Origin of the sequence: Thermoanaerobacterium thermosaccharolyticum DSM 571 (assembly GCF_000145615.1) — a bacterium.
GTDB classification, from domain to species: domain Bacteria; phylum Bacillota; class Thermoanaerobacteria; order Thermoanaerobacterales; family Thermoanaerobacteraceae; genus Thermoanaerobacterium; species Thermoanaerobacterium thermosaccharolyticum.
The window spans coordinates 1,164,899-1,181,256 of sequence record NC_014410.1 but is presented as its reverse complement, the minus strand read 5'-3'; the positions used below and the strand labels follow the sequence as shown (position 1 = coordinate 1,181,256).

Below are 16,358 nucleotides of genomic sequence, written 5' to 3'. Positions count from 1 at the left end.
CTACCGAGAGGTTGAAGTGAACTTCAACTCTGTCAGGAAGGACGATTATTTTATTTTAGTTGTTATACTCAAGTCAGATCTCATATTTAACTATTAATATGTATTTCAAGTTCAGTTATTTGAATTTAGACTAAAATGGAATTATCTAATAGCTAAAATATTTTTCCTACTGCACGGAAGTTTAATCATTGTATCGTAAATCGTATATATTAAAAAAGCAGGAATATTTTATCCTGCTTTTTTAATATGATGTAAATTTCAAAACAACATTTTTTACAAAGCTGTTCAGTCAATCATTTTTCACTTAAAAACTTGTGTATCGATGCTGCTGCTTTTTTACCAGCACCCATTGCAAGTATAACCGTTGCTGCTCCTGTCACAGCGTCACCACCTGCAAATACACCTTTGCGGCTTGTTTCAAGCGTATCTTCATTGACTATTATTCCACCCCATTTTTGTTTCTCGAGTCCCTCAGTCGTGGATGTTATAAGCGGATTTGGACTTTGACCTATAGCTATGATTACCGTGTCTACTTCTATTACGTGCTCTGAACCTTTTTCTTCTATAGGTCTTCTCCTTCCTGATTGGTCAGGCTCACCTAAAACCATGTTCACACATTCGATTCCTTTTACATTGCCACTTTCGTCTCCAATTACTCTCACAGGATTTGTTAATAGCTTAAATATGATTCCTTCTTCTTTTGCATGGTGTATTTCCTCAAGCCTTGCCGGCATTTCTTCTTCCGATCTTCTATATACAATATACACTTCGTCTGCTCCCATACGCTTTGCAGATCTTGCAGCATCCATTGCTACATTTCCACCGCCAACTACGGCAACCTTCTTGCCTACTTTGACAGGTGTAGGGTGATTAGGAAAGTCATAAGCTTTCATGAGATTTATCCTCGTCAAAAATTCATTTGCTGAGTATACGCCATTTAGATTTTCTCCCGGTATACCCATGAATTTAGGTAGTCCTGCACCTGTTCCTATGAACACTGCTTCATATCCCATCTCAAATAGATCATCAATTGTCAGTATTTTGCCTATAACCATGTTTGTCTCTATTTTTACTCCTAATTTTTTTAATGAGTCTATTTCTTTCTGAACTATCTCCTTAGGAAGTCTAAATTCAGGGATGCCGTACATTAAAACTCCACCGGGTGTATGAAATGCCTCAAAGATTGTTGTGTCATATCCCATCTTAGCTAGATCGCCAGCACATGATAGTCCTGCAGGTCCTGAGCCTATTACTGCAACTTTCCTGCCATTTTTTTTAAGTGCTTCTACTTTGTCTTCTTTGTTCCTCATATGCCAATCTGCTGCAAATCTTTCAAGCCTTCCTATGGCTACAGGTTCTCCTTTTTTGCCTCTTGTACATACTGATTCGCACTGGCTTTCCTGCGGACATACTCTTCCACATATGGCAGGTAAATTGTTTGTCTCTTTTATCTTTTGATATGCTCCTTCAAAGTTTCTGTTTGCTATCTGCTTTATGAAATCTGGTATCTGAACATGCACAGGACAGCCGCTGACACATGGCTGATTTTTGCATTGAATGCACCTTTCTGCTTCTTCAACAGCCATATTTTCTTCATACCCCAGTGCAACTTCTTTGAAATTTTTGTTTCGTACATTTGGATCCTGTTCAGGCATTTGTACTTTTTTTAGTGACATATTAGCCATTTAAGATGCCCCCTAACTTGCATTCATGCTCATATTTTTCTAACGCTTTTTTCTCCATGTCTTTGTACATGTTCTGACGCCTCATCGCCTCATCAAAGTCTACTTTAAACCCGTCAAAAGCAGGTCCATCTACGCAGGCAAATTTTGTTTCGCCATCAACTGTGACTCTACATCCTCCACACATTCCTGTTCCATCTATCATGATAGGATTCATACTGACCATTGTAGGTATGTTGTATTCTTTCGTAATTCTACATACCATCTTCATCATTATCAATGGTCCTATCGCTATTACTTCGTCGTATTTGTTGCCCTTTTCTATTAATTCTTTTAGCACATCAGTAACAAAGCCTTTGCGTCCTTTGCTTCCGTCATCTGTTGTTATATAGAGATTATCACTTACAGCTCTCATTTCATCTTCAAGTATGACGTACTCCGCACTTCTTCCTCCGATTATGCTATCTATTGATACGCCATTTTTATTAAGCATTTTTACTTTAGGGTAAAGTGGTGCAACTCCTACTCCACCGCCAATGGCTAATACTCTTTTTGTATCTTTTGAAAATTCTACAGGTGTTCCCAATGGCCCTACAAAATCATGCAATTTATCTCCAACATCTAATCTACCTAACTTCTTTGTACTCATACCAACTTCCTGAAATATAATTGTGACAGTACCCTTTTCATTATCGTAATCAGCAATAGTCAAAGGGATACGTTCACCTTTTTCATCGACTCTCACTATGACAAATTGACCTGGTTTGGCCTTTTTTGCCATTAAAGGAGAATTTATAACCATCAGTTTTACAGTCGGATTTAATTGTTTCTTCTCTAAAATCTCATTCATTGTGTTTTTAACACCTCCATAATATAGTGTAACAAAATTATGTCTGGTTGTACACCAGACATAATTCTTTTATTTAATGATATATTATATATTTATATATTTATTGTCAAATACTTTGTATATTTTTTAAACTTTATCGACAAAAGCAATAGTTAGTCTATTCTCTAAATTAAATATCAGTAATATTCAAACTCACTTTTTAATTTTTAAAGAGATTCCACATAAATCTTTTCAATAACTGACTCTGTAGCCTCTATCGGTGCTATAGATAGCAGTCCATCTAGAGAAGGTGTTGTTTTTGCAAGATTAACTAAAGTCGGAATATCTTCTTTTGTAAATCCAAAATCTGTTAGCTTTTGAGTACATCCAACGTTAAAGAGCCATTCTTCAACTTTTTGAGATACATATTCTGCTTCAGAAGGCAAACCCTTCAAGCCAGGCACCACAGGGCTATATACATCAGCCAAAATTTCTGCTGTAGCAGGATAAATTGCTTTTATCACTGCAGGTAATATTGCTCCAAGTCCAAGACCATGAGCTATCTCAGGTTTTACAGCACTCAAAGGATGCTCCAAAGCATGAGTAAGGTGCAAAAGACCATTGTCAAAAGAAATACCAGCCAAAGCAGAGGCATACAGCAAATAATACCTTGCTACAAGATTTAAAGGATCATTTACAGCAGCAGGAAGATAGCGAACTATCAATCTTACTGTCTCTTTTGCAGTAAGAATGCTATACGGGGATGCAGCAAGTGTTGTAGCAGCTTCAGTAATATGGTTTAATGCATCTACAGTTACTGCTATTGTCTGCCTTTTATCAAGTTTAGTCATAAGTGCAGGATCATCTATTGCATACATAGGATACAGACAATCATAAGCAATAGCCGGTTTATAATTTTTTTCTGGTATTGTGGCTACTGCAAATCTGTCTACTTCCGTGCCAGTGCCGTGAGTAAGATTTATAGCTATGATAGGAACAGCCTCTTCAGGTATAAATTTCTGCTCATAAAGTTCTCTTGCATTTTTATCAGTATACTTTAAAAGTACAGCTACACTTTTAGCAGTATCTATAGGGCTGCCACCACCAATTCCTACAACTGCTTTTGCTCCAGATTCGCGTCCAATTTTTGTTGCCTCATCAATCATGTCAACAGTAGGATTAGGACCAACCCTATCATAAAGTGAATATTTTAAATCAAGCTCATCCAGTATAGGTTTCACAACATCCCAAGCACCGCTGGCTTTATAAGAACCCTTTCCTGTTATAAAAATAACATTATCAATACCTTTATTTTTGAGAACCTCTAAAATATCTTTTATTTTTTGTATGCTACCTATTCCAAAATAAGTCGTATTTTTACAGCGTAGCTCAAAAACTTTACTAGGGTTTATTTTTGTTTCCCACATCTTTATAACCTCCTATTTGTTAAATTTATGACATTCATTATATAATTATAATACTATCCTATCGAATAGTCAAATTAGACATTATAATAAAAGTGTCTCTAACATAAATGTTGAATGAAAAAAAATGAGAAAAACTTTCTGTTAATCTCCAATTTGCTTTAGATGAATCTATGGATTTAAATTACAATGCTCGTAAGAATTTTTGCTATGCAACTCTAAGCAAAGCTGGTAGATGAGAGACAAATTATTTTCTATAGCCCTGAATATGCATCAAAGGCCAGGATGGATCGTACTGCTTCAATAGCTAAAGCAATGGATATGATTAAAAATCCTGGGAAGTACAATAAATCTATATCACATGGTGCGGCTAAATATGTAAAGAATCTTGTTTTTAATGCTGATACATGGAAAATATCTGAGAGTGTGCGTCAGCATTTGATTTTTGATGAAGAAAAATTACGTGAAGAAGAGAAATTTGATGGTTATTATGCCATAGTTACCAGTGAGCACAAAGATACACCTGAAAAAATAATTGGCATGTATTGTGGGCTTTGGAAGATATAGAAGTCTTTGAAAGTAACGAAAAGTGATTTTGAAAGTAAATCTGTTTATTTGTCATTGAAGGAGCATATAGGCGCTCACTTTTTGATATGCTTTATAGCTCTTGTAATTGTAAGGATATTAGAATATAGATTGAAAGGCAAATATTTGGTAACAGAAATACTTGAATGCCTAAACAAGGCATCATGCAGTCAAATTAAAGAAAACTATTATGTTTTTGATTTTTACAATGATGTACTTAAAGGCATAGGCAAAGAGTTAAAGATAGATTTTAGTAAAAAGTTTATGACACTTGGAGAGATTAAAAAAATTTTGGGAGAAACGAAAAAAGTTAATTTTCACTACAACTTTTGGGCAAAATCAAAAAGTACAAAACCCTTTATTTTAAAGGTGTTAAGGACTTTTTTTATCCTTCTTTGCTGCAAAAGTCAGGATATTACAAGAGAAATGTTATGTTGATATTAAGTACATGTTACGTTTATGTTAATTTTTTAAGATCTAAGCAGCTCAATATCAAACCCTGCGTCTATATAACCTTGTTTTATAATATTGTAATATCTCTTACTAGGTCTTCCTATATCATTTCCAGGGTTCATTATATAAACCATTGCTTTTATTGGCTTATTTTCACATATAGCTTCTACAATTTCTTTATGATAAAGAATCGGATAATCTTCATATTTGTCTAAAGCATCTTCGTCTGTCTTTTCTATTTCCCATAAAATAGCCGGAACTTCACTATTATCTGATGGCTCAATAGTAGCAAAGGCATTTTTATCTTTACCCCTAAATATAAGTTTCCAGTTTTTAAGGATTGCAGGACCAATTAATTTTGCTTTAGGGCACCTTCTCAACATTTGCATAAAGTTCATATTGCTTCCATATGCCAAATATAGTTTTCCCATAAGATGGCCTCCTTTTAAATTGCTGAATTAATATCGTAAAAAGTTTACCATAAAAATTATATTTAAACTTTAAAAAAATAAGAGAACGAAATGTCCTCTTATTTACCTTTAATATTTTCAATGTACTTTATAGCTTTTTTTATCCTTTCAATCGTCTTTTTCTTGCCTAATAGCTCCATTATATCAAATAAGCCCGGGCCAAATGTTTTTCCCGATATAGCAAGCCTAGTTGGATGAAACAAATCTCCGCTTTTTATATCCAATTTTTCTATTAAATCTCGGTATGCTTTCTCAGTCTCAACTAAATTAAAATCATCTACTTTGTCTAATACTTCAATGGCTTCTTTAAGTATATTATCAACACCATCTTTTTCAAAATATTTTTTTACACCCTTTTCATCATAATCAAATTCATCATTAAAATAGTAAGACATTGCCTCAGCGATTTCATTTAAAGTTTTCTCTCTCTCTCTTACAGCACTTACAACCTTTTTAATATAATCGTAATCATAGTTATCGCCTATTAATCCTTTATTAATCAAAAACGGTATGACTTCTTTTGTCAATCTATCAATATCGCAGTCCCTTATATAAATACCATTTAACCAGGTAAGTTTCTTCGTATCATATATTGCGGGATTTTTAGATACTCTATCTAATGTAAATTCACTTATGCTCTTCTCTGTACTAAATACTTCTTCACCGTCAGAGGGAATCCATCCAAGTAACGTGATATAATTTATGATTGCCTCCGGAAGATAACCTAAATCTCTAAACTCCTGTACAGATGTAGCACCATGCCTTTTGCTGAGTTTGCTTCTATCAGGTGCTAATATCATAGAAACATGCGCAAAACTTGGTTTCTCAAATCCTAGTGCATCATATATAAGAATCTGTTTAGGCGTATTCGATAGATGCTCTTCTCCTCTTATTATGTGGCTTATCTTAAGATCATAGTCATCAATTACAGTTGCAAAGTTATAAGTTGGCATATTATCCGATTTCATTATAATAAAATCATCAAACGTTGAATTGTCAAATTCAACATCGCCTCTTATTATGTCATGTACGGTCGTTTTCCCTTCTTTCGGCACCTTAAGCCTTACAACATATTTCTTGCCTTCATCCATATATTTTTTCACTTCATCTGCCGGTAAATTTCGACATTTTCCGGAGTACATAGGAGGTTTACCTGCTTTTTGCGCTTCTTTTCTCATTTCGTCAAGTTCCTCTTTTGTACAAAAACAATAATAGGCTTTACCTTCTTTTACTAACTTATCCGCATAATTCTTATATAAATCTAACCTTTTGGATTGGTATATAGGTCCTTCATCCCAATCAATTCCCAGCCATTTCAGCCCATCTATTATGGCCTTCATTGAATCTCCTGTTGAACGCTCTAAATCTGTATCATCAACTCTTAAAATCATTTTGCCATTATTATGCCTTGCAAAAAGCCAATTAAATAGCGCAGTCCTTGCACCGCCAATATGTAAATTGCCTGTAGGGCTTGGTGCAAACCTTACTCTAACATCCCTCATATAAACATCCCTTTCAACTGTCTATTGGATTTTAAACTAATTTAGATTATACTGTAATATATAATATTTTTCAACAATTCGTCATATTATATGGTTACATACCGAATTTTTAATGTTAGGAGGTGCGTCATGAAGGATATAATAGTAAATTTGCTTAAAGAACGAGGAGTTACTATTGAAGATATGGCAGATCTTGTCTTAGAGCTTCAAAAGAAATATTATGATTTAACAAGAGAAGAATGTATCGAAAGCTTAAATTCTGTGCTAGATAAAAGAGAAGTTCAAAATGCTGTTTTAACAGGTATAACCCTTGATAAACTGGCAGAAAAAAATATGCTTGAAGAACCTTTGCTTTCAATCCTTAAAAGAGATGAGCCACTTTATGGTATTGATGAAATATTAGCATTAAGTATTACTAATATATACGGTTCAATAGGACTTACAAATTTTGGTTATTTAGACAAGGTCAAACTTGGCATAATAGGAATCTTGAATGAACATAAAGATGAAAGATGCAATACATTCATAGATGATTTGGTTGCCGCAATAGTAGCAGCCGCCTGCTCTAGAATAGCTCACTCAATTAAAAGTGGAAAATCTAACTAAACATTAAAAGGGGCTTATTTTAAATATAGAGCCCCAATATTTAATTATTTTTTAAAAAACTCTCTTGGAATGTGGCAATAGCCATTAGGATTTTTCTCAAGGTATTTCTGATGGTATTCCTCAGCATCATAAAAGTTCTTTAATGGCTCAATTTCAGTCACTATTGGTTTATCATATTTTTTCTGTTCTTCATCTCTCGATTTGATTATGATGTCAGCATCATCACTATCAATATAGTAAATGACTGTCCGGTACTGTGTTCCTATATCGTTACCTTGTCTGTTTTTAAGTGTTGGATTTATAATCTTCCAATAATTTCTTAATAAATCTTCCAGGGATATTATGTTTTCATCGTACCTTACATAACAAGCTTCTGCAAAGCCTGTTGTATTTGTGCAGACTTCTTCATATGTTGGATTTTCTTTGTTTCCATTTGCATAGCCAACTTTGGTTTCAGCAACACCATCTATAGTGTCAAAATAAGCTTGAACACCCCAAAAACACCCTCCAGCTAAAACTATTTCCTTCATTATTAATCCTCCTAACTTAAAATCTATTACTATTTTACCATATTAATCAGCGCAAAAGAAAAATTCACCATCACATGAATTTTTATCTTAATATTTTTTTGTGCTATCACTAAATAATTACTGCCTTATCAATGTAAATTTCACTTCTCCATTTGTCGTTTCAACACCATCTAATTTATATGACTTCAATGGGCTTTCAAAATTCAAAACAGTTTTATAATTTTTAATGAGATTATTTAAATATTCTCCAGTTATTTCCACACTTTTAATAGTAATTGATTCAATATTAAAATTTATTTTGCCTCCATCTACTTTAAAGATACCTTTTAAAGTATAATTGTCTCCATCAATTAATGTAAAGCCACTATCATCGAATGCAATTTTAACATTTTTCAGCATGACATCATAATTATCAATCATATTGCTTATCGATACGTCGCTGAAAGAAGCTGACACAGCATCAAACTGGATGTTTATGTTGTCAGGCTGTAAACTATCCCAAGGCAGTTTAGAAATATTATTTAGCAAAAAGTCAAGAGATGGTATACTAGTTTCCAACGACTCACTTAAGCTTAATATTTTCTGATAATCACCAATTTGCCTTTTAATATTGACTAGCATTGCTCTTTTGCTAGATTCTAACTGTTCAATCTTAAATACCAAATTTTTTTGTTCATCCAGTTTCTTTTTTAAATCATTGCGCTGATTGTTTAATGCTTCTTCTTCAGATTTTTTATTCTTCAAAAGATAGTTTATGTGATCTAATTTACTGTAAAAATAATTAGTAATTATGTCTATGTATATTAACCTATGCAAAAGCTCTGATGCATTATTTGACATTAATAGGAGCGATAAGATGGTATTTGTTCCATTCATATATAAGAATCTGAACCAACTTTTTACGTTATTTCTTTCTTTTACAATATCTTGATTTAAGCTGGATATTTCTTTCTCCATAGAATCGATTTTCTCATTAGTATTGATGATTTCCATATTAATTTGGTCAAGAAGCCTTAATGATCTGGCTTTTTCCATGTCTAAATTAAACAATTCGAGAACAATTTTTTGCTCTTCCAATTGGGCATTTTTTAAGTCAGATGCAGGGTCAGAATAAACTATTGTAATTTCGGAAACTATTAAACAAAAAACTAGTATTATCGATATATATTTCCTCATAATTTCTCCCCATAATGTTCTATATGGAACAAATTTACACTTTTAATCTACTGTTATCTTGTCTTTTATTTGCTCAAATAATTTTGGACCAATCCTTGAAACGTTCATAATATCTTCTATTTTTTGAAAATTCCCATGTTGTTCTCTAAAGTCGATTATACGCTGTGCAGTGACTTCACCGATCCCCGGTAATGTATCAAGCTCTTCTTTTGTAGCCTTATTTATGTTTATCTTGCCATCAGCTTTTTCAACATCACCGATTCCTCCTGTGGAACTATTATTTTCTCCAATTTTTGGTATCTTTATCATTTGCTCATCTTTCACTTTCTCGGCCAAATTTATGTTGGAAAGATCTGCACCTTCCAAAGCACCACCTGCAAGCTTTATAGCATCATCAACCCTGTCACCATCTTTCATTGTATATACACCAGGTGATTTAACAAGTCCTGTCACATAGACTTTTATTTCTTTGGGCTTTTCATTGCTTACTATTTCATTTGTATTACCTGCATTTAAGACCGAATCAGTGCTTTTTAAACTCATATCAATGTTACTGTCATTGTTTTTATATTTTTCAAAAATAAAATATCCTGTTGTAAAAAGTACTACAGCAAGCAATATAATTATTCCGTACTGTTGGTTTTTAGTTAATTTAAACATGTTTCACCTCTCACCGATAATTATTTATATAAATATTTCTACATTTTTATATAAATTCCTTTTTAAATTTTATATTTTTTTGTTATACTAAAATTATAAGCGCAAAGTGGAGGCAAAAGCATGAAAAAAACTTTTACTTTTATTATGGCATTTATAATTTTAATAAGTTTTATTCCTCATGTGTATGCAATTGAAAGTCCACCTCAGATAGTAGGTCCGACCGCAGTATTAATGGATTTCACTACAGGACAGGTGCTTTACGATAAGAATATGCATCAAAAGATGTATCCTGCAAGCACAACAAAAATCTTAACTGCAATCATAGCTATAGAAAAAGGAAAACTAAACGATGTAGTAACTGTAAACGACGATGTTAAAAATATCGATGGTAATTCTATTTACTTAGTTCCAGGAGAAAAGCTTACGTTGGAACAACTGCTTTATGCAATGCTTCTTGAATCTGCCAATGACGCTGCAATTGCAGTTGCCGATCATATTGGTGGCAGTGTACAGGCATTTGCTGATATGATGAATAAAAAAGCAAAAGAGATAGGAGCAAATGACAGTCATTTTGTCAACCCTAATGGATTGCCAGATAATAATCACTATTCGACACCATACGATATGGCATTAATTGCGCGATACGCAATGGGAAATGCGACATTTAGAAAAATTGTAAGCACAATACATTATCAGATACTACCTACCAATAAGTTTGACAAACCAAGAGATTTATGGATTAGCAATAGACTTATAAAACCTTCAAGTTTCCACTATGATGGAGCAGATGGCGTAAAGACAGGTTACACTATAGCTGCAAATCAAGTTTTTGTCGGTTCTGCCACAAGAAATGGTCATAGGCTAATATCTGTCATAATGGGAGATGAGGGAACTAACATATGGTCAGATACAATAAATTTGCTTGATTACGGATTTAACAATTATACACTGGTCAATCCTCTTGAGAAAGATTCTATTGTAACATATGCAGATGTTGGAGAAGTGAAATTTAAATTGCCTCTAATAGCAAAAGATTCTTTCTATTACGCTGTACCCAAAGGTGAAGAAAACAACATTAAATCAAGCATAACATTAGATAATAATATTAAAGCACCTATTAAGAAAGGTACTGTATTGGGCAAAATCGATTTCACTTTTGATGGCAAAAGTATTGGCAGTGTGCAGCTTGTTGCAGATGAATCAGTCTACAAAAATTACTTAGGAACCTATTACAATAGCAACAGAACTACAATAATAAAAGATTACGGCACGATAAGATCATATATTGAATTGATATTGGGATTATTTGCAATTTTAGTTTCAGTTGTACTTTGGCGAAGAAAAAGAGCAAAAAACAGATTCATATTTATAAAATAAAAGGGTGGCATACCCCTTTTTTTATCTGTAAAATAATTTTGCAATATGTGGTTTTTTTATGCTTACTGCTTTATGTGGACATAATTCCTGGCAGCAAAAACATCTTATGCACGTTTTAAGGTCAACAGTAGGTTTTTTATCTATCATTTTTAATGCTTTAGGAGGGCAATTAGATACGCATATTCCACAACTTTTGCATACATCATAATCAAAAATTGGATACGGCTTTACATGCTTATCTAAATACTTCATTAAAAATGGTGGTATTTTTTCAGTGACACTAAACCCTCTCAAAGTAGGTATATCAAAGTTACTGACTTTAGCATCATCAATATTCATTCCAATTATTTTTATATCTTCAAAACGTCCAAGCCCTCTTCTTTGTGCCATAAAAACCGTCGGTGCGTCTTCGTGATTTAGTCCGATTATCAACGTTGCCACTGTGTCAAGTGAAAAAACATCGTTAGATGATATAATTAGTCCTACTTTTTTTGGTTTACCCGCCGATGGTCCGTTCCCTTCCATAGCAATGACAGCATCCATAATCGATAAAACCGGCTTTAAAAAGACATTGATGTCAATCAGCATGTCTGAAAAGTCTTTTACATCAGGCATTGACAGATGATACCCAGCCTTCACAAGTCCTGGTATGGCACCGAATTGATTTTTAACTGCTCCTGTATATACTGTCATACCGTGTGTTTTCAATTTTGGTAGTGATATAATTGAATCGCATTCCATAAGTGCTTTCATAAAAGTCGCTTGTTTAATAAGTTTCCCATCAGATATTTTAACCACTATCTCTTCAGTATTGTAATTCAGTTCAGCACCAGTCCTTTTTGCAACATCTATCATACCTGTTGTTTCGTAGATTGATCTTAAAGCCCTCTCACTGAATGGTCCTGCAGGACTATCACCAATAATAGGAATAGCCCCCATATCTTTTATAGTACTGGCAACAGCTTCAACTATTGCTGGATGTGTTGTCACGGCATCATCAGGTTTGTTTTTCTTCAACAAATTTGCCTTTAAAAAGACCTTATCGCCTTTTTTTATGTACTTTTCTAAACCACCAAGATTTTTATAAGATCTTTCTATAGCTTTTCTTACTTCATCCGCGGAGTAGGAATCACACTTTTCTATAGATACAATATTCAAAATATACGCCACCTTTAATTACAATATACTTCTTAATATAGAATATATTATATATGCATGAAAATAGCAATAAAATATTATAGGAATGCAACACAGCACATTCCTACGTAAAATTTTTTCAATATTACATTAACATCAGTATTTACTTAGATCATCGCCTACTCTTATTTCATCAAGATAATTGTATATAGTATATCTGGATACGCACAATATTTTTGCGACGTAGTCTATTGCACCTCTAATTAAAAATGTACCTTTAGCGTCTAACATTTTTACCATATTAACCTTTTCTTCTTTTGACATAAAATTAACTGGTTTTCCATAGTTCTCTATGGTAGTATTTACAATATTCTCTAAAACGTCATTTACGCTTCCTCCGTACGGCTCTACAGGTGTTTCCCCACCATCATTAATTTCACAAAGGTCGTCCAACGTATTCTTAACCATTATATATTCAGAAATATCAATATTTATGCATAAACAGCCTATAGGTTTACCAGTATCGTCTTTGATGTACACAATAGTAGACTTGAGTATTTTACCATCTTTACCCTTTGTTTTAAAATTAACTTCATTTTCAGTTTTATTGGCCTTTAGTGATTTCAAAATTGCCTCTGGTATAGGATTTCCAACCTCTCTACCTGTTATATGTCCATTACCAACTGCAATTACAGAACTTTGTAAATTTGAAAAATCATAGAGAACAACTTCACAATTTTTCCCAAATGTTTTTGCAATACTATCTACAATAGGTAACATGTTTTTTAAAATCGGATGCACTTTTGTAGGCACTTTTATCCCCCCTAAAACTTCAAAATATAAATTAAACTAATTTAAACATTAAATATTTTATTGAATATAAAATTACGAAAAAAACCTCCCTGCCTTCCTGTGCAGGCCTTGGAGGTTTATATTAAAGATATTATACTAATCAAATATTACGTTGTCAAGAGCAATTTCCTTAGCATCACCCCAAAGTCTTTCCAAAGAGTAGAAGTTTCTCTCATCCTTTGTAAAAATATGCACAACAATGCTGCCGTAATCCATCAAAATCCATGTAGCTGAATTATACCCTTCAATATGGTTTACCGTAACACCTTCTTCCGCCAGCCTTTCTAACACCTCATCGCACAATGATTTAACATGAGTAGTTGATGTACCACTAGCTATCACAAAGTAATCAGCTACTGTGGTTAATTCTCCCACAAAAAGAGCTTTTAGTTCCAATGCTTTTTTATCATCCAGTATTTTTAAAATCTTTAATGTTAATTCAGCACTATCTTTATCCAATGCAATACCTCCGAACTCAAAAATCTATATTTTGCAATATTGAATTTGTTTTAATAATCATATCATTACGAGCAATCACTGTTTTTATATACAATAGTTGATGCTTCTTAATGACATAGTTTATAGTCTGGTCTAGTGCCATTATGACAGCTCCATCAAGATCGCTCGATGATGCTTTTCTCAAATTCTCTACTCCTTCAAAATTTCTATTGGGTTCAATGTAGTCTGCTAAAAATATTATTTTATCTAATACTGTCATGTCTTTATCTCCCGTTGTATGCAGCATAATAGCTCGTTTTATTTCTTCATCATGTATTCCAAAATATTCTCCGATAAGGTATCCTCCAACAGGTCCATGCAACAAAGATGGTGACCTTAACAAAACATCATCTAATTGAATGTTGTATTTGTTAGCTAATGAAATAAGTTCTTCATCGCTGAGATTTTTTGCGCAATCATGAAGAAGACCTGCTACTTTCGCTTTTTCAATATCCGCATTATATTTTATAGCTAATTTCTCCGCTGTCTCCATCACGCCTAGGGAATGTTTAAATCTTTCTTCATTTAATACTTTTTTCAATTCATCAATATAAAATTCAAGATTCATGGTATCACCTTCTTTTATAAAGCCCGGCTTTTTCAATGTACCTTTCTACAGATTCAGGCAACAAGTATTTTATAGGTCTACCTTCATATACGCGATTGCGTATATCTGTCGATGATATGGCCAATGATGGAACAGTTACTTGAAATATGTCTTTATTATAAACTTTCTTAATGTAATCTATCTTTTCACTGATACTATCACCAGCATATCCAGGCCTTGTTGCTGCAACAAAATTGCACATTTGCAAAAGTTCTTCAGCATTTTTCCAAGTCAAAATTTCAAGTATTGCATCTGCGCCAGTTATAAAAAATATCTGCGTATTTTCCCCATATATCTTTTTAAACTCTTTTAAAGTATCAATTGTATAAGTATATCCTTCCCTCTCTATTTCAATAGCAGATACTTCAAAATATGGATTTGTAACAGTAGCAAGAATCGTCATCAAGTATCTTATATGCTTATCTGTAATATTTCTTTTGACTTTATGAGGTGGATTACCTGATGGAACAAATATTACTCTATCAAGATTAAATTGATCCCTAACAGCCTCTGCTGTTACAAGATGTCCAAAATGTATTGGATCAAACGTACCACCCATAATGCCAAGCCTAAGAAAACTATTTTCCATCTAAATAAATCCTCCACTTAAAATTCAATTAACCAGCTTATTATATACGTAATTATACAATAATAAGCACTTACTGACAACATTCAACAAGTTTTATGGATATTTTGATTATTCGTAATACTCAAACTCAAAATCTCGTACATTTATAGTGTCACCATCTTTAAAACCTCTTTCCTTCAGCATATCTATTACTCCAGATTTTTTTAATATCATTTCAAAATACCTTAAAGAATTTTCATCTTGTAGATTAACTCTTTTCAATAATCTATCAATTTTAGAACCGCTTAAATAATATACACTATTTTTAATATCTATATCTACGGTTTCCTTTTCTTTTGGCATATTATAAATAATAACATCTTCTGTATTTTCTTCAACATCTAGTTTAAACTTATCAAGGATTTCAATAGTCTTATCAAGCAAATTTTCAATGCCTATACCAGTTATTGCAGATATTTTAAAAACATCGTACCCAAAACTTTGAATTTTTGCGCTTATATCGTCTAAATCAATTAATGATGCATCTAATGCATCTATTTTATTCAATGCAACTATCTGAGGTATTTCTTTTAGCTTATCATTATACAAGTACATCTCTTCATTGATTTTTTTAAAATCATCTATAGGATCTGACAATGGATTCGACACGTCAATAATATGCAGTATCAATTTCGTCCTTTCTATGTGCTTCAAAAAGTCATATCCAAGTCCTTCTCCTCTATGAGCACCTTCAATAAGACCTGGTATATCAGCCATGACAAAAGATTTCCCTTTATGATAAACTACACCTAGATTTGGATATAAAGTAGTAAAAGGATAGTTTGCTATCTTTGGTCTAGCATTAGTACAAGCTGCCAGCAAAGTTGATTTACCTGCATTTGGAAAACCAACAAGTCCAACATCAGCCAATAGCTTTAATTCTAAGCGAATATAAAGTTCCTTTCCCTCTTCACCACTTTCTGCAAATCTAGGAGTCTTTAATGTGGCTGAAGCAAATTTTGCATTACCTCTTCCGCCTTTGCCACCCCTCAAAACAATAGCTTTCTGACCAGGTTTCGTAAGATCAGCAATTAACTCGTTTGTATCATCTCTAATTATTTGTGTGCCAACAGGCACTTTTATGTATAGATCATCTGCATCTTTACCGTACTTATTATTGCCGCTTCCATTTTCACCACTAGGCGCTACATATTTTCTTTTATATTTAAAGTCCATCAATGTCGACATATTGGGGTCAGTAATAAATACCACGTCGCCGCCTTTACCGCCGTCACCCCCATCTGGTCCACCGTACGCCACATATTTTTCCCTTCTAAATGAAATAACACCATTGCCACCATTTCCTGACTTTATGTAAATTTTTGCACTATCTATAAACACA

At 33.2% G+C, this 16,358-nt stretch carries 16 protein-coding genes and 1 pseudogene; 3 read left to right on the top strand and 14 right to left on the bottom strand.

Translation table 11 applies throughout. The features are described from left to right. Positions 1 to 293 precede the first annotated feature (293 nt). The 3 genes from gltA to TTHE_RS05735 all read right to left on the bottom strand — a co-directional run bounded on the left by gltA (position 294) and on the right by TTHE_RS05735 (position 3,938). Positions 294 to 1,685 carry an NADPH-dependent glutamate synthase gene (gltA, locus tag TTHE_RS05745; RefSeq protein WP_013297645.1) on the bottom strand — a complete coding sequence of 464 codons (1,392 nt, stop codon included), beginning with the start codon at positions 1,683 to 1,685 and terminating at the stop codon, positions 294 to 296. Further along, a complete protein-coding gene (locus TTHE_RS05740) occupies positions 1,678 to 2,532 on the bottom strand; it encodes a sulfide/dihydroorotate dehydrogenase-like FAD/NAD-binding protein (protein ID WP_013297644.1) in 855 nt (284 codons plus the stop codon). The genes gltA and TTHE_RS05740 overlap by 8 nt, the downstream gene beginning before the upstream one ends. Positions 2,533 to 2,738: 206 nt before the next feature. Beyond that, entirely contained in the window at positions 2,739 to 3,938 is a 1,200-nt protein-coding gene (locus TTHE_RS05735; RefSeq protein WP_013297643.1) for an iron-containing alcohol dehydrogenase, read from the bottom strand. 222 nt (positions 3,939 to 4,160) lie between these two features. Here TTHE_RS05735 and TTHE_RS15005 point away from each other — a divergent pair. Further along, positions 4,161 to 4,829 (top strand): annotated as a pseudogene (locus TTHE_RS15005) (IS1634 family transposase); the annotation flags it as partial. Between the two features lie 161 nt (positions 4,830 to 4,990). Here the strand turns inward: TTHE_RS15005 and TTHE_RS05725 are convergent. Both TTHE_RS05725 and gltX read right to left on the bottom strand, forming a co-directional pair. Further along, on the bottom strand, positions 4,991 to 5,404 hold the full coding sequence (locus TTHE_RS05725; protein WP_013297642.1) for a gamma-glutamylcyclotransferase family protein: 414 nt from the start codon (positions 5,402 to 5,404) through the stop codon (positions 4,991 to 4,993). Positions 5,405 to 5,502: 98 nt separating this feature from the next. After that, the gene (gltX, locus tag TTHE_RS05720) at positions 5,503 to 6,945 is read right to left on the bottom strand and encodes a glutamate--tRNA ligase (protein ID WP_013297641.1); all 1,443 of its coding nucleotides are present in this window, start codon (positions 6,943 to 6,945) and stop codon (positions 5,503 to 5,505) included. A 129-nt stretch (positions 6,946 to 7,074) separates the two neighbouring features. Here gltX and TTHE_RS05715 point away from each other — a divergent pair, with 129 nt between their 5' ends. Then, complete coding sequence (locus tag TTHE_RS05715) at positions 7,075 to 7,551, top strand: phosphatidylglycerophosphatase A family protein (RefSeq protein WP_013297640.1); 477 nt, start codon at positions 7,075 to 7,077, stop codon at positions 7,549 to 7,551. Between the two features lie 44 nt (positions 7,552 to 7,595). Here the strand turns inward: TTHE_RS05715 and msrA are convergent, their stop codons facing one another. The 3 genes from msrA to TTHE_RS05700 form a co-directional block, all read right to left on the bottom strand. Further along, on the bottom strand, positions 7,596 to 8,081 hold the full coding sequence (gene msrA, locus TTHE_RS05710; protein WP_013297639.1) for a peptide-methionine (S)-S-oxide reductase MsrA: 486 nt from the start codon (positions 8,079 to 8,081) through the stop codon (positions 7,596 to 7,598). Positions 8,082 to 8,198: 117 nt separating this feature from the next. Further along, positions 8,199 to 9,257, bottom strand: a complete 1,059-nt coding sequence (locus TTHE_RS05705; RefSeq protein WP_013297638.1) for a coiled-coil domain-containing protein — start codon at positions 9,255 to 9,257, stop codon at positions 8,199 to 8,201. Positions 9,258 to 9,299: 42 nt separating this feature from the next. After that, positions 9,300 to 9,917 carry a helix-hairpin-helix domain-containing protein gene (locus TTHE_RS05700; protein WP_013297637.1) on the bottom strand — a complete coding sequence of 206 codons (618 nt, stop codon included), beginning with the start codon at positions 9,915 to 9,917 and terminating at the stop codon, positions 9,300 to 9,302. 120 nt (positions 9,918 to 10,037) lie between these two features. Between TTHE_RS05700 and TTHE_RS05695 the strand changes: the two genes are divergently transcribed. Next, positions 10,038 to 11,294 (top strand): D-alanyl-D-alanine carboxypeptidase family protein, encoded by a 1,257-nt coding sequence (locus tag TTHE_RS05695; RefSeq protein ID WP_013297636.1) that lies wholly within the window; start codon positions 10,038 to 10,040, stop codon positions 11,292 to 11,294. A 21-nt stretch (positions 11,295 to 11,315) separates the two neighbouring features. Here the strand turns inward: TTHE_RS05695 and TTHE_RS05690 are convergent, their stop codons facing one another. The 6 genes from TTHE_RS05690 to obgE form a co-directional block, all read right to left on the bottom strand. Continuing rightward, a complete protein-coding gene (locus TTHE_RS05690) occupies positions 11,316 to 12,452 on the bottom strand; it encodes a DUF362 domain-containing protein (RefSeq protein ID WP_013297635.1) in 1,137 nt (378 codons plus the stop codon). A gap of 135 nt (positions 12,453 to 12,587) precedes the next feature. Next, entirely contained in the window at positions 12,588 to 13,244 is a 657-nt protein-coding gene (locus TTHE_RS05685; RefSeq protein WP_013297634.1) for a helix-turn-helix transcriptional regulator, read from the bottom strand. Between the two features lie 135 nt (positions 13,245 to 13,379). After that, positions 13,380 to 13,742 carry a ribosome silencing factor gene (gene rsfS / locus TTHE_RS05680; protein ID WP_013297633.1) on the bottom strand — a complete coding sequence of 121 codons (363 nt, stop codon included), beginning with the start codon at positions 13,740 to 13,742 and terminating at the stop codon, positions 13,380 to 13,382. A 16-nt stretch (positions 13,743 to 13,758) separates the two neighbouring features. Beyond that, positions 13,759 to 14,349: a bis(5'-nucleosyl)-tetraphosphatase (symmetrical) YqeK gene (gene yqeK, locus TTHE_RS05675; protein ID WP_013297632.1), complete on the bottom strand. Its 591-nt coding sequence runs from the start codon at positions 14,347 to 14,349 to the stop codon at positions 13,759 to 13,761. Between the two features lie 4 nt (positions 14,350 to 14,353). Further along, a complete protein-coding gene (gene nadD, locus TTHE_RS05670; RefSeq protein WP_013297631.1) occupies positions 14,354 to 14,977 on the bottom strand; it encodes a nicotinate-nucleotide adenylyltransferase in 624 nt (207 codons plus the stop codon). Positions 14,978 to 15,085: 108 nt separating this feature from the next. Further along, on the bottom strand, positions 15,086 to 16,357 hold the full coding sequence (obgE, locus tag TTHE_RS05665; protein ID WP_013297630.1) for a GTPase ObgE: 1,272 nt from the start codon (positions 16,355 to 16,357) through the stop codon (positions 15,086 to 15,088). Position 16,358: the final 1 nt, after the last annotated feature.

What these genes read in the sequence shown, in the direction of transcription:
- gltA (WP_013297645.1), bottom strand. Translation starts at nt 1,685, where the DNA reads ATGGCTAATATGTCACTAAAAAAAGTACAAATGCCTGAACAGGATCCA.
- TTHE_RS05740 (WP_013297644.1), bottom strand. Translation starts at nt 2,532, where the DNA reads ATGAATGAGATTTTAGAGAAGAAACAATTAAATCCGACTGTAAAACTG.
- TTHE_RS05735 (WP_013297643.1), bottom strand. Translation starts at nt 3,938, where the DNA reads ATGTGGGAAACAAAAATAAACCCTAGTAAAGTTTTTGAGCTACGCTGT.
- TTHE_RS05725 (WP_013297642.1), bottom strand. Translation starts at nt 5,404, where the DNA reads ATGGGAAAACTATATTTGGCATATGGAAGCAATATGAACTTTATGCAA.
- gltX (WP_013297641.1), bottom strand. Translation starts at nt 6,945, where the DNA reads ATGAGGGATGTTAGAGTAAGGTTTGCACCAAGCCCTACAGGCAATTTA.
- TTHE_RS05715 (WP_013297640.1), top strand. Translation starts at nt 7,075, where the DNA reads ATGAAGGATATAATAGTAAATTTGCTTAAAGAACGAGGAGTTACTATT.
- msrA (WP_013297639.1), bottom strand. Translation starts at nt 8,081, where the DNA reads ATGAAGGAAATAGTTTTAGCTGGAGGGTGTTTTTGGGGTGTTCAAGCT.
- TTHE_RS05705 (WP_013297638.1), bottom strand. Translation starts at nt 9,257, where the DNA reads ATGAGGAAATATATATCGATAATACTAGTTTTTTGTTTAATAGTTTCC.
- TTHE_RS05700 (WP_013297637.1), bottom strand. Translation starts at nt 9,917, where the DNA reads ATGTTTAAATTAACTAAAAACCAACAGTACGGAATAATTATATTGCTT.
- TTHE_RS05695 (WP_013297636.1), top strand. Translation starts at nt 10,038, where the DNA reads ATGAAAAAAACTTTTACTTTTATTATGGCATTTATAATTTTAATAAGT.
- yqeK (WP_013297632.1), bottom strand. Translation starts at nt 14,349, where the DNA reads ATGAATCTTGAATTTTATATTGATGAATTGAAAAAAGTATTAAATGAA.
- nadD (WP_013297631.1), bottom strand. Translation starts at nt 14,977, where the DNA reads ATGGAAAATAGTTTTCTTAGGCTTGGCATTATGGGTGGTACGTTTGAT.